Annotated in this window: 8 protein-coding genes; 5 read left to right on the top strand and 3 right to left on the bottom strand. The window is 44.8% G+C overall.

The genetic code is table 11. From position 1 onward, the window contains the following. Positions 1-149 precede the first annotated feature (149 nt). On the bottom strand, positions 150-2,291 hold the full coding sequence (locus MHN79_RS00290) for a TonB-dependent siderophore receptor (protein WP_239171200.1): 2,142 nt from the start codon (positions 2,289-2,291) through the stop codon (positions 150-152). Positions 2,292-2,396: 105 nt separating this feature from the next. Beyond that, complete coding sequence (locus MHN79_RS00285; RefSeq protein WP_239171199.1) at positions 2,397-4,433, bottom strand: TonB-dependent siderophore receptor; 2,037 nt, start codon at positions 4,431-4,433, stop codon at positions 2,397-2,399. 226 nt (positions 4,434-4,659) lie between these two features. Between MHN79_RS00285 and MHN79_RS00280 the strand changes: the two genes are divergently transcribed. The 5 genes from MHN79_RS00280 to MHN79_RS00260 are packed head-to-tail and all read left to right on the top strand — an operon-like array spanning position 4,660 to position 11,896. After that, a complete protein-coding gene (locus MHN79_RS00280) occupies positions 4,660-5,871 on the top strand; it encodes an ATP-grasp domain-containing protein (protein WP_239171198.1) in 1,212 nt (403 codons plus the stop codon). Beyond that, positions 5,868-7,679, top strand: a complete 1,812-nt coding sequence (locus MHN79_RS00275) for an IucA/IucC family protein (protein WP_239171197.1) — start codon at positions 5,868-5,870, stop codon at positions 7,677-7,679. Before MHN79_RS00280 ends, MHN79_RS00275 begins: the two co-directional genes overlap by 4 nt. Positions 7,680-7,685: 6 nt before the next feature. Then, positions 7,686-8,882 (top strand): MFS transporter, encoded by a 1,197-nt coding sequence (locus MHN79_RS00270; protein ID WP_239171196.1) that lies wholly within the window; start codon positions 7,686-7,688, stop codon positions 8,880-8,882. Next, positions 8,854-10,701: an IucA/IucC family protein gene (locus MHN79_RS00265; protein WP_239171195.1), complete on the top strand. Its 1,848-nt coding sequence runs from the start codon at positions 8,854-8,856 to the stop codon at positions 10,699-10,701. The genes MHN79_RS00270 and MHN79_RS00265 overlap by 29 nt, the downstream gene beginning before the upstream one ends. Beyond that, positions 10,694-11,896 carry a type III PLP-dependent enzyme gene (locus MHN79_RS00260; RefSeq protein WP_239171194.1) on the top strand — a complete coding sequence of 401 codons (1,203 nt, stop codon included), beginning with the start codon at positions 10,694-10,696 and terminating at the stop codon, positions 11,894-11,896. The genes MHN79_RS00265 and MHN79_RS00260 overlap by 8 nt, the downstream gene beginning before the upstream one ends. Before the next feature lie 255 nt (positions 11,897-12,151). On the opposite strand, the gene MHN79_RS00255 is transcribed toward MHN79_RS00260, so the two are convergent. Next, positions 12,152-12,892 (bottom strand): hypothetical protein, encoded by a 741-nt coding sequence (locus MHN79_RS00255; RefSeq protein ID WP_239171193.1) that lies wholly within the window; start codon positions 12,890-12,892, stop codon positions 12,152-12,154. Positions 12,893-12,905 lie beyond the last annotated feature (13 nt).

The following is a 12,905-nucleotide window of genomic DNA, read 5'->3' as shown; positions in this document are numbered from 1 at the left end:
AAGACCGAAATGAATTTAGAAACAATCGATGCGGTAACAAACGTCGAGCGTGGTTGTTCATAGCTAACTTTCCTTTAACGCTAAAACCATCAAAGTCGCCAAGAGTATTGGCGACTATATATTTGTCAACAGTTTCAGAGTTTTAAATGTTAAAACTGGTAATTAAGATCCAAAATATAAGTTCGACCTGGCGCTGGGTAACGCCCTATTGGGCTAGTATCAATGCCTCGGAAATAGTAGTCTTCATCAAATAGGTTGTTGACACCCAGATTCATCCGAAGTTTGCTGCTCTCATCCTTATACAAATCAGAACCTATATTCAAGTTCCACACCATATAGGCAGGGATTTTACCCGCTTTGCCAATTGAATCTTCTTCTACCGTGTTTGCATCATCCGAGTACGCATCACTAAAGTAGTAGCCAGACAAGGTGGTTTCTAGCTTACTAAAGGTATAAGTCGCATCCCAGTTAAGCTGATGTTTGGAGGTATAAGCAAGCTGATTACCTTTGTTTGGACCCTCGTCCTCAAGTGTCGCATCTAAGTAGGTATAACCACCGCCTAAGCTTAAAGCAGGCAGAGATTCCGGAACGTAGCGCCCTGAAAGCTCAATCCCTTGATGAAGGGTTTTGCCAATATTTTCAACTAGCCCAGTGCTATCATTCTTCTTAAACTGGTCTTTAAAATCAATCCGATAAAGGGCGATGTTAAAAGTGGTGGAATCTTGGGTATAGCGAGCACCGAGTTCATAGTTCCAAGCAAGCTCGCTACTCTTTTCTCCCTCGCTATTAATCTTAGCGATTTGCGGTACACGCAAAGACTTTTGCGCATTGGTGTAGGCAACCCATTGCTCGGTAAGATTATAGGCAAGCGTTAAGCCAGGTAGCCACTCAGTGACTTTATTGTCTTTGCTTGTATCCTTACCCAAGTCATCGAAGGTCATCTTCACGCTCTCATAGCGTATACCTGGCGTGACTTTGAATCTATCGTTAAATAGGCCAATTTCATTACTGACGTAACCTGCATACGCGTCAGTGTCTGAATGCCAATCACGAGGTACCGTTGTTGAGCCGTCGGCGATTGAAGTATGGGTCAATTTATAATCAATATCTTCGTTTACGTAACGGGCGCCAAGGATCCAATTTTGCGTTACGCTTGGGCCTGCAACGTAAACGGCCAATTTCGGCTCAACACCATAAACTTCAAACTGACGCGGTGAAGTACGGATATGAGTTGAAGGTTGTGATGGGTCAGCCCAGTCGTCAGCAATTTCACTATAACCCCACTGGAAAAAGCGATCCGAATTGTGACCAAAAGTCAGTATCTCTAACTCAGCGCCGTCTGCAATGGCGAGATCATGCAAATACTTCAGGCTCCAACGTGTCGACTCTCCTTGATATTCATCATATGGACGCTTGGATTGGGTGCGATCATCGTCATAATCGGCTGGCGCTAGAGCGCCTGGCATTTGGGTATCAGCATCATAGCGCTGAACAAAGGCTTGCAACTCTTGAGTATCGCTTAGTAGCCACTGCAACTTGGCTTGGAAGTTGGTGACATCGGTATCTGAGTGCTCTCGAAAGCTTTCACCGGTTAAGAAATTACCTTCCACTTGAAGTGCAAGGGTATCACTTAGCCAACCACCGGTTCGCAGATAGACATCATTTAATGGCGTGTCACCATCTTCAAAAACAGTCAAACGGTTACTGATTTCCGTTTGCCATTGATGCGGAATGGGTTTAGTCACCAAGTTGATCACGCCGCCGACATTATTGGGACCGTATTGCACCGCCGCGCCGCCGCGCACAATGTCTATTCTATCGAGCGTTGCCATAGTGGCTGGGAAAATGGATTGCCCTGTATGGCCATAGGGAGCCAAAGTTAGCGGTACGCCATCCATAAGAAATTGAGCATAGCCACTTCGGCTAGCCTTCAAGCCACGGACCGAGATATTAGGTAGTACACCTGTGCCTGTCTCGTCTTGAACTTTAATTCCTGGGACACTTTGCAGCGCCGAGTCAATCGATAATGCGGACGTTTTCTTAATTTGATCTTGAGTCAAAATGTTGCGAGCACCAGGATATTTTTTTACATCCTCTAGCTCAGAGTGGCCGATCATACTGCCCGTTACAACAAGAGTTTCCACCTCGCTAGTTTGAGTGTCATTGGCAGCAATGGCACTCATAGAAGTCACTGAAGCGATGGCGGTTGCCAGCACACTTAGGCGCAGCGTCTGCTGCGCTTGTTTTGGTGCTGATGTCTGAGGTTTACTATCCAAGTTCTGATTAAACATGGAAATCTCCTTTAAAGGCAAAATAGGACCAAGATCCAGACGTTGATCCCATGGGCTAAATAGCCTCAAGTTGAGGCCAAAAATTCGCTAATATGCAAAGAAAAATTAGAATTGATAGCCGTAGCTGAGCATAAATTCTGCTGGGGCTCCGTAACCCACTTGGTTTAAACCACTGGTACCATTTGTTGCGCCAAGAACATACTTCTCATCAAACACGTTATAAGCATTGGCTTGGATTTTATGACGGCCCGTTGTGTACGCTGCCATCAAGTCAACTGTGGTGTAGTCACCTAATGCCACCGCTTCGTTGTCGCCAGCATAACGATCGCCAACGTATTTCACGCCGCCACCCATACGCCAGTTGTCATTAAGCTGATAGCTACTCCAAAGTGAGAACAGGTGATCGGACACATCGTTGGGCTTTTTGCCGGTTGCTTTGTTTTCGGCATCCAGATAGCTATAGCCGACAGAGACATCCCACTGCTTTGTGATCTGTCCGCGTGCTTCAAGCTCAAAACCTTGGTGGCGTTGGTCGATTTTGCTTGTAACGACACCATCAGTCTCGAATTGTGGTTGCCTTTGATCAATTTGGAACACAGCGGCATTTAGCATCAAGGCATTATTGAGCAGATAGGCTTTTGCACCGACTTCTTTAAGATCGGTCTGATCAAATTCAGCGAGCTCTGATTTAATGTAGATCCCAGCATCGGGTAGTTGCCACGAGCGGGCAAAAGTCGTATACACAGACATATCACTGCTAATGCGATATACCAAGCCACCACGATAACTGACTTTGTTGTCATCAAGATTCTTTTGTGCTGAGCCAACTGCTTGCTGCTCAAGCTTCATCGCGTCGTAGCGCATATTACCGATAACTGACAGGTCGCCAAAAGTGTATACATCCTGAAGATAAATACCTGCCGTGGTGGTGGTATTATCACGTGACGGAGTAAAGCCAGGATCCGGCGTTGGCCCAGATACAGGGTTATAAATATCTTTGTTGGGTACACCTTCATCTTTTGCTGAAACGAAATCGATATTGATCTGGTTGTAATCTGCACCTATCATCATTTGGTTTGAGTGCGTTTCCCATACCAGCTCAGATTGCAGTGTTGCTGTGGTTCGAGGATCATAGCCAAAGTTATTGACAGTCTGAGAAACCTCATTCCCTGTGACCTCGTTCTTCGTTTGGCGTGTTCCTTTTTGTTTCAGCTCAATATGGTTATAAGCGGCGCGGTTTGTCCACGTCCACTCGCTGTTTAGCAGCCATTCATAATTCACTCCAAGGCGCAGGCTATCTGATTCTTGATAATCATTGGTTCCGCCGTAAAAAGTACTCTCAGAGACGTCGACAGGTTTACCATCTTTAGATGGAACGCCGCGATAAGGCACCAATTCTTGATGCGCGTATTCAACATCAAAGTCGATAGTGTGGCCTTCGTTGGGCATGACTCGAATGGTCGGGGCAATAAAGAAATCACTTGAATTAACATGATCGACGTAAGAATCGGCTTGTCGATGCTCTAAGTTAATGCGGCCATTAACCTTGTCCGAAAAAGCCATCGAGCTATCCAGTTGGCCTACAAACTGACTATTACTGCCTACACTACCCTTAACGCTTGTGAAGTTATCACCATTTGCTCGTTTAGTGACCAAGTTGATAATGCCACCCGCAGAGCCGCGTCCATACAGCGCGCCTGCTGGACCTTTGACCACTTCAACCCGTTCGATATTTGCAAGACTACGGTAGGACTGTAAAGTGCCATCATCACGCATGCCGTCGCGATACATATCATGAAGGGCATCAAAGCCACGGATCACAAATTGATCTCGACTGCCTTCTCCCAAGGTATTATTGACCCCTGCGACACCATCCAGTGTATCGACTAAACGTACAGCGCCTCTGTCTTCCATCTCGGTTTGCGTTACCACTGAGACAGCTTGCGGAACATCTAGCCAATCCACATCCGTTTTCGTCCCCGATTGAGGCATATTGTCCGCATATCCTTGGTACTGGTGCCCGATGACTTGTAAGGTTTCGTCTGCCATCTCTTGTTCTTGAGACACGGCGGTTGGTGCCACTGTAGCCAAGGTTCCTCCAATGGCGAAAGCCAACGGGGACAAGGTCAGTTTCATGTTCATTTGTTATTCCGTTTTTTATTTATATAACCACTACGCTGCGAATGAAAACAAATCTCATTTATATTTGCAATATTTATTTTTTTATCTATAGTGGAAAACGAAATGATAGATCAGTCATTAAAACAATAAATTAGAAAGTCCCTCTTTCCACAGAACTTGAAAGAGACCATTTGAAAGCCAGTCGTGAGCAGACGACAACAACGTTTTAAAATTTAGGAAAGCTCCCATGAAACCTACGATTATTATCGTAACTCACGTCGTAAATGACGCCGTGACTCATGGCTTTGTACCGACAGCAAAAGCGATGGGTCTTGAGGTCATCCTGATCACAGATCATAAGTTCAACCATTTAAAATTAAGCGAGAATGACAAACGGTTCAGCCCTGATGAAATCCTTGAATGTGACGTATTTAATCCGCTAGAGCTTATCGAAACCATCACGAACCAAGAGCTACAACCAAATGCTATTTTCAGTAACAGCGATCATTTGCAAACCTCTACTGCAATCTGCGCACAATTTTTTTGCGTACCCGCCAAAGACTGGAAGGTGACGCTAAAAGCAAAGAACAAATATCTAACCCGCCAAGTGCTGAATGAAAAGCTGTTACCAAATATTGCCAGTCAATTGTTATATTCAGGTAGCGCACCTAAGTTAGATTTTCCCTTCCCAGTCGTCGCAAAGCCAAAAGAAGGTGTGGCGAGCATAGATGTTCAGCGCTGTAACTCGCAAAGTGAACTTGAAATCTATTGTGAGCATTTCTGGCAAAAACACCCGACAAACCCAATCCTAGTAGAAGCTTTTCTTGAGGGTACGGTGATCTCAGTCGAGACACTGGGCGACGGAGAAAATATCACGGCTCTTGGTGGGTTTGATGTTGAACTCGCCGAACCGCCATTCTTTATTGAGACAGCTGCAACATGGAATGGCCCTCTTAGTGTTGAGTTTAGAGACGAGTGCGTCAGACAACTAAAGGAGTTTGGTGTAGGTCTGGGGGTTTGTCATAGCGAGTTCATCATTACAGAATCAGGCCCTGTATTGGTTGAAATTAATTATCGAAGTGTTGGCGACGGTAAAGAGTTTTTACTTGATAATCTCACCCAAGGGAATTGGTTCAGCACCATATTAAACCTTCATCTAGGAAAAGAGTTAGACAGTGAATTTCAGATGAATGGCAGTGCAAATGTCCACTACGTGGTAGCAGACCAAAGCGGTATAATTGAAGGCAACTCCACATCTTTTCTTGAGCGCGAAGATGATATTGTCATCCAGCAACAAGTGCTAAAAAAAGTGGGTGAAAACTTTACACAAAGCTTCTCTAATAAAGATTATTTGGCAAGAATTTCCGTCGTTTCACCGTCTGGCGAAAACCTAGAACCGACGCTGCAAAAAACCATTTCTCAATTTGATCTAAAAGCAGCGAGCGAGGTAACTGCATGAACAACAATGCTTCTTACCTAACTCAGCGCCTTATTGATACCTGCCTAAGAGAAGACTTATTTGGCATAGTTTCGCAAAGCAAATTTACCACTCAGCTCCCTGAAGCCGTCAATACCGCAACTCACTGTGTAGACCAGATATGGGCAATTTTCGATAGTTCGGATTTTACTCTCTACTTACCCGTCACAGCCAGCTATTACATGCAGAGCTGGGTATATAGCTCTCCTGCTGGGGAAGATGGCAAGGGATGGATTATCGAAAAAAATGGTCAAATAGAGCATCAATACCACTATCAAGATTGGATTAGTTTGCTCAAAGCCTGTGCTCACGAAAGCTCTCATTCATTACTCGATAATTACTTACAGGAGCTTGAATGCGCGCAGCAACACAAGGCACTGTGTGATGATGCTTTCACGCAGCACTCTGAGTCTTTGATGCAACCAATCTCCCAATTAGATAACTGGGGTCAGAAATTACTGCTCGCCGACCAAATTGCCTCTTACCTTGACCATCCCTATTATCCGACCGCTCGGGCTAAATTCGGCCTAAATGATGAGGATCTTGCGCAATACGCACCAGAGTTTGCCCAAACTTTTGCTTTGCGCTGGCTAGCCATTGACAAGTCTCTCGTCAGCTTAACAAGTTCCCAGCCAGTGTGCTGGCCAACCATGCAGCAAGTCGGCCTGCCAAGCGACTTTGCTTTGAGCCATGAACTATTTCCAGCTCATCCATTAACGCTGCAAAGCCTAGAGTCTTTGCCAGAGGGCATCATAGCTGCACCAAACTCATACCTTGAGGTTACCCCAACTCTATCCGTACGCACCGTGGTGGTGAATGAAGCGCCACATATTCACATTAAGGTGCCGCTTATCATGCGCTCATTGGGGACAAAAAACATTCGCCTTATCAAGCCATCAACGATTTATGATGGGCACTGGTTTGAACGTTTACTCACTCATCTAGAGCAAAGCGATAGTGATCTGCAAGGCTCACTTTTTCATTGCAATGAAAAACATGGGGGGCATGTTGGCGAGGAAAAAAGTTTCGCCTACATAGTACGAGAATACCCACTCAATCATTCAACAGACAAAGCTCTTGTCCCTGTTGCCGCGCTCGCAAGTCCAATGCCGGATGGACGCCTATTCTTAGAGCACCTCGCCGACCAATATTACCAGCAAGATACCCTAGCTTGGTTCAAAGATTATGTTGAGCTGTTATCTAAGGTTCATCTTACTTTGTGGATTCGCTATGGCATCGCACTGGAGTCTAACCAACAAAACGCCATCATTGCTTTTAATGACCAAGGTAAGATGACCTTAGCCATGAAAGACAATGATGCAGCGCGCATTTGGCCAGAGCGATTTCAAGCCTATGAGCACGCTTCTCCGGTTAAGTGCGAGCAGCTGTTAGACCAACGTATCAAGGTAGACAATGAACTGGCGCTTGGTCAGATGTTTACCACGATTACATTGCAGCTCGACATTGCCGCTATTATCGAAGCAATGGCCGCTAAAGGCATTACAAGCTCGGCTTCCCTCTACAAAGTAGTCGCTGATAGCCTCTCCCAACAGCTTGAGCAGCTCAGTAGTCAGGGCCACGACATCAAGCTCGCTAAAGAGATGCTATTTAATTCGCCATACTTGTACGCCAAGTACTTATTAAGCTCTGGCAGCTTGTTATCTAAACAAGCATCAGGCGCTAGCGATATTAACAAGTTTTATGGACTATCCGCGCCTAACTTCTTGCTGCTTACGAGTGAAAAAGCACAACAAGCGTACATAGAGACCGTAGAGAAAAGCGTGAGCTAATCCATCATGACCAAACTCATATATTGCGTGCTGCTTTGCCACTTTATTGCGGCATTTTCAGCACTAGGAATGCCTTTGTTCTTGCCAATGGTATTACCCACACTTGGCGCACACATTGACGCAAACTGGGCAGGCGCCCTATTTATTCTGCCTACCTTTTGCACCGCTTTGGCTGCGCGATTTTGGGGCCAGTTTGCTGATAAATATGGCAGACGCCGGTCTCTATTGCGTGCTCAGCTTGGACTCGCAGCTGGGTTTGCTTTATGTGGCTTGGCAGACAATCTAGCAATGTTTGTGTTTGGTCTTATTATTCAGGGAACCTTTGGCGGCACAATGGCGGCTTCTAATAGCTATTTGTGCAGCCAGATTAAAGATGCAAAAACCCTCGGAGCCTCTCTAAATAAGACTCAGCTCTCTGCTCGCTTGGCGCTGATCATCGCGCCAATTGGACTAGGGTGGAGTTTGTCAGAAACCAGCCCGCTCAGCGCATACCTTTGGCTATCTGTTCTGCCTTTGATTGCCATGGCGATCACTTTGACATTGCCAGCAGATACGATCGCTAGGCCTAATACTCAAGATCAAGAAAAAGGTCGGCAACAAGATAACAAAAGCGCTTCGTTACGCTCTCTGTATTGGGTGTTCGTTGCGCAGTTTTGCTTTGCGTTTGCAATGGTTGTTACCTTCCCCTATTTCTCGCCTTTCGTGCAGCAATTTGGGGTGACAAATCAAGCATGGGTCGGCTTTCTGTACGCTCTTCCACATGGCGTCTATTTAGTTTTTACTGGCAAAGCACAGGCCTTCTCGGAGTGGCTCAATCGTCATCACAAGCTCAGTACTTTGCTACTTGGTTTTGGTTTGCTCTCGCTAGGTACTCTGATGCACCTTATGCCTTACCAAGAGGTGTTGATCATCGCTCGTATCCTATTTGGATTGGGCATGGTCTGTTGTTATCAAGGGTTACACCAAGCGTTAGCAGACCAAATCGACAGGCAACAAAGCGGTAAGATATTCTCACGCTTTGATGCAATGTCTAAATGGGGCGGAGTGGCAGCTGGGTTAAGTGCATCTTTTATCTCGAGTTTGGGTTGGCTTGAGGTTCTTTTCTTACTTTCTAGTCTGGTCAGCGCTTGTACTGCAATAGCGCTGCTCATCCATTCAAAATTTGGACATCGACATGTTAAACACTCAATCATCTCCAACTGAGAACTTAACACAGAATATAGGCCTAATGGGCCATAAAAAAACTCAGCTCAATCATGAGAAAGCCCAGCTCAATACCATTATGAGCGTGGTAAATTGTTATCTGCGTGAATACGCCATACCCAATAAGCATGTTATTTGGGGTTTTAGTTCAGCCTCACTGCCACAGACCTTGAAAAGAAACTATGGTCCAAGCCAGCTCGTGGCGATTAACCTCAATGAAGGCGATCTGCTGGTATTGCCTGTGGAATACATAAGCCAATTAGGCAAGATAAAGCTGTCTGACAGACCTTGGTCTAGAAAATCAGGGGCAGGATGGTCTAAATTGGACGCCACTCAAACTATGACTCTGCTTTTAGAGTACCTAAAACACGCATTAGTGATCCCATTTAATCACGAGCTGATCGAGCAAATGGAAAACAGTTTGGTGATTACTGAACAATTTCTCAACTCGGAGCCTACCCACCAGCACCACAATCAATTTATCGCCTCAGAGCAATCATTGATTTGGGGACACTCTTTCCACCCAACGCCAAAGAGCCGCTCCGGCGTCAGTATCGATGACTTGCTCATTTGCTCACCAGAAGTTGGCGCACAAGTCCCTCTGTATTGGTTTAAAGTAGACAGAAAACTGCTTGACGTATTGCAGTCAGATAAGCGCAAAACACCAAAGACGATGCTAGACAAACTCGCTCCTGCAAAATGTCATGTCGAATCGACAGTGCTTTATCCATGCCACCCATGGGAAAGCTATACCATTTTACAAAACCCCGTCGTCAAACGAGCGATTGACCAAGGTAAAATTACTCCTCTGGGCCTGGGCGGTGAAAAACTCCTGCCAACATCTTCAGTGCGTACGCTTTATCATCCTGACATGGACTGGTTTGCTAAATTTTCTATCAATGTGCGTTTAACTAACTGTGTGCGCAAAAATGCGTGGTATGAACTCGACAGTGCGGTTCAATTGACCTCGATTTTGCGCTCGATAAAAGAGAGTGAGCAACTGCGAAACCCTGTGTTCAAGGTCATGACTGAACCTTACGCAACCACACTAAATCTAGAATCCATCGCTGGGCTAGAACATGACGATGTGATAAAAGCTCGCGAATCATTCGGTATTTTATACCGTGAAAACTTTACTCAAAGTGAAACGGACATTTTGCAGCCAACGTTGGCCGGAGCGCTTTTTGCCTACGACAGAGATGGAAATAGTTGCATCGCCAAAGAGCTAACACAAAAAGCAAAAGAAAACCAAAGCCAGTATGAGGATGTCGCAACGCTGTGGTTCGAACGCTACTTGCACTGCTTAATTCCGGGCGTGTTTAATTATTACTTTAAACACGGTGTGGCATTTGAACCCCACTTACAAAATACACTGATTGGCTTTGACAAAGGCATGCCGTGCTGCGTTTGGATTCGCGACTTAGAAGGCACAAAACTGCTTCCAGAGTTTTGGCCAGCTGACTCCTTAAACCAATTATCTGGACGTGCTCTACAATCGGTTTACTATAGCCGCGAGCAAGGCTGGAGTCGCATTGGTTATTGTACTTTTATCAACAACATCAGTGAGGCCGTTTTCTTTATTTCTGAAGGTAACTCAAAACTTGAGCAAGCGTTGTGGAGTATATTGAGGGACGCCATTATTTGCTGGCAGTCGATCAACGGCAAGCAGCCAGAACTAGAATCACTGCTCGATGGCGGATATTTCCCAAGTAAAAATAATTTTACCACTCGATTGATGCAAAACGCTGACAAAGAGTCGAGCTATACCCAAGTGTTAGCACCATGGACGACTCGAAACAAAGGTGAAAGCCATGATTAATTCGTTGCAACTTCCTTCACACATTGAACAAGAAATAGAGCAACTGGCCAAGCAACAGCAACAACCACTGTGTGCTTATCTCTATGACCTTAGCGCACTTGAAAGTCACATCAAAGGGATGCGTCACGTGCTGCCCAAAAACGTTGAGTTGTTTTATGCGGCCAAAGCGAATCCTTCTGAGCCAATATTACGTACTCTGGCACCTTACGTTGACGGTTTTGAAGCGGCGTCCGGCGGTGAGCTAAACCACCTTCATCAGCAGCGACTTAACAAGCCTCTGATCTTTGGTGGCCCTGGCAAAATGCCGAGCGAATTAGAACAAGCGATCGAACTGGATGTGGATGCAATTCATGTGGAAAGTATCACCGAATTGCAACGTATTGGTGCCTTAACTCAGAAACTGGGCCAAAGCGCGTCTATTTTTCTGCGCATGAATATCGACATTGGTGATATCACACTCAGCAAATTGGCCATGGGAGGTAAACCAACACCATTTGGTCTAGATGAGGCCGAACTAGATAACGCCATCATGTTGTTGCGTGATTATCCATTAATCCAATTAAAAGGCTTTCACTTCCACTTAATGTCGCATCAGTTGGATGTGAGTCGTCACTTAGCCTTGATGGAACGGTATTTTCAAGTTGTAAAAGACTGGAAACAGAAATACACACTCGATGAACTCACCATCAACCTCGGTGGCGGTATGGGTATCAATTACCAAGACCCTCAGCAGCACTTTCCATGGGAAGAGTTCTGCGACAAGTTGGAGTTTTTGATTGCAAAAGAGCAGATGCAAAATTGGCTATTGCGTTTCGAGTGCGGACGTTATATCTCAGCGCCTTGCGGCTACTATGTGATGGAAGTACTGGATATTAAGCAAAACCTTGGTGAAAACTTCGTCATAGCACGTGGCGGTACCCACCATTTTCGCACCCCAGCTGCCCAAAACCATGACCATCCTTTTGTGGTTTTGCATAATCAGCAGCGCCCAGAGATTTCAAACCCAATCGGCCACACGACAGCGACTTTGGTCGGTCAGTTGTGTACACCTAAAGATGTCCTCGCGCGCAATCAAGTCATAGAACGCATCGACATCGGGGATTATGTGGTGTTCACTTTGGCGGGCGCTTACGCTTGGAACATCTCACACCAGAACTTTTTAATGCACGAACCTCCCCTGTTCCATTACTTCTAAATTTGAGTGGATACACACAAAACAGATAGGCAAACACAGGACAAAAAGGCGGTGATAAACTCATGTTTATCACCGCCTGAATAAACCTTGCTATGCCTAGTCTCGATTAAGGTGACACAAGATGTGATCTTACGGTTCCTTAAATTTTTTATTTAAAAAAACAATAAGATATAATGTATCAATTTTGTCACAAAAACGTTCACTCCTCTACTTTTCACTTCTGTTTTTCGTTCTGCTATAGTCACCGTTGTAAGATTATATTCCTTCATTAAAGTGCCCTGATGGATTAAAGCAAACGATTTCAGGAATAGCTGACAATGCTGTAGATTTCCCCACTATTTCATTGTCTTCTGTAATTAACTCTATTAGTTTTTTTGCACGAAGGTACCCTAGTAGAACTTGAACACCATCTTTTACAATGTATCCATAGAAGACACTGAGTAAGAGCAGGTATATATTTTTAAGCTCGTTTCCTGCAATCGAAATAGTAGCTAAGTAGATGAAAATAATAAAAATAAACAAAGAAATTACTGTTGTACCAGTAAGCATGACCAAATCGACACTTCTGAGCAGTTTACCCACACGAGCCAGCTGGCCCCTTTCAACCTTTAACCACCTCACCGTGCTGTAAAAATGTTCCCTAGGAAATGATTTTTTTACTTTAGGGAACACAGTTTCAAACTGAACAGACATCATGTATGGACATTTGAATCCCCATCCCCGGGAAAATTTAATCTGTTCTAGTTTAGCCTCCATACCATAAGAAATTGGCTGACCGAGCTCTTTAACAAGTTTATAAAACTTTAGGTAGCTATAGTCTCTTATAGATATAAGGGATTTATATGTGACGTATAAAGATACTAAAATAGACATTACAACTAACACAAAAACCACAAGCGCTGAGGTCTTTTCTGTGAAACCTAAATGAACCATTAATTCAAACCAACCGATAAAAATTTCTGAATCTGGTAGGTTTAATCCAGTTTGCATTGACATAGTTATACCTTAA

The organism is Vibrio sp. Of14-4 (assembly GCF_022347625.1).
GTDB classification, from domain to species: domain Bacteria; phylum Pseudomonadota; class Gammaproteobacteria; order Enterobacterales; family Vibrionaceae; genus Vibrio; species Vibrio pristinus.
The sequence above is the reverse complement of the archived record's forward strand: the minus strand, read 5'-3'. Positions and strand labels throughout refer to the sequence as shown.

Excerpts from the sequence above, each read along its gene's own strand:
- MHN79_RS00270 (WP_239171196.1), top strand. The coding sequence starts at position 7,686 with ATGACCAAACTCATATATTGCGTGCTGCTTTGCCACTTTATTGCGGCA.
- MHN79_RS00290 (WP_239171200.1), bottom strand. The coding sequence starts at position 2,291 with ATGTTTAATCAGAACTTGGATAGTAAACCTCAGACATCAGCACCAAAA.
- MHN79_RS00265 (WP_239171195.1), top strand. The coding sequence starts at position 8,854 with ATGTTAAACACTCAATCATCTCCAACTGAGAACTTAACACAGAATATA.
- MHN79_RS00255 (WP_239171193.1), bottom strand. The coding sequence starts at position 12,892 with ATGTCAATGCAAACTGGATTAAACCTACCAGATTCAGAAATTTTTATC.
- MHN79_RS00275 (WP_239171197.1), top strand. The coding sequence starts at position 5,868 with ATGAACAACAATGCTTCTTACCTAACTCAGCGCCTTATTGATACCTGC.
- MHN79_RS00285 (WP_239171199.1), bottom strand. The coding sequence starts at position 4,433 with ATGAACATGAAACTGACCTTGTCCCCGTTGGCTTTCGCCATTGGAGGA.
- MHN79_RS00260 (WP_239171194.1), top strand. The coding sequence starts at position 10,694 with ATGATTAATTCGTTGCAACTTCCTTCACACATTGAACAAGAAATAGAG.
- MHN79_RS00280 (WP_239171198.1), top strand. The coding sequence starts at position 4,660 with ATGAAACCTACGATTATTATCGTAACTCACGTCGTAAATGACGCCGTG.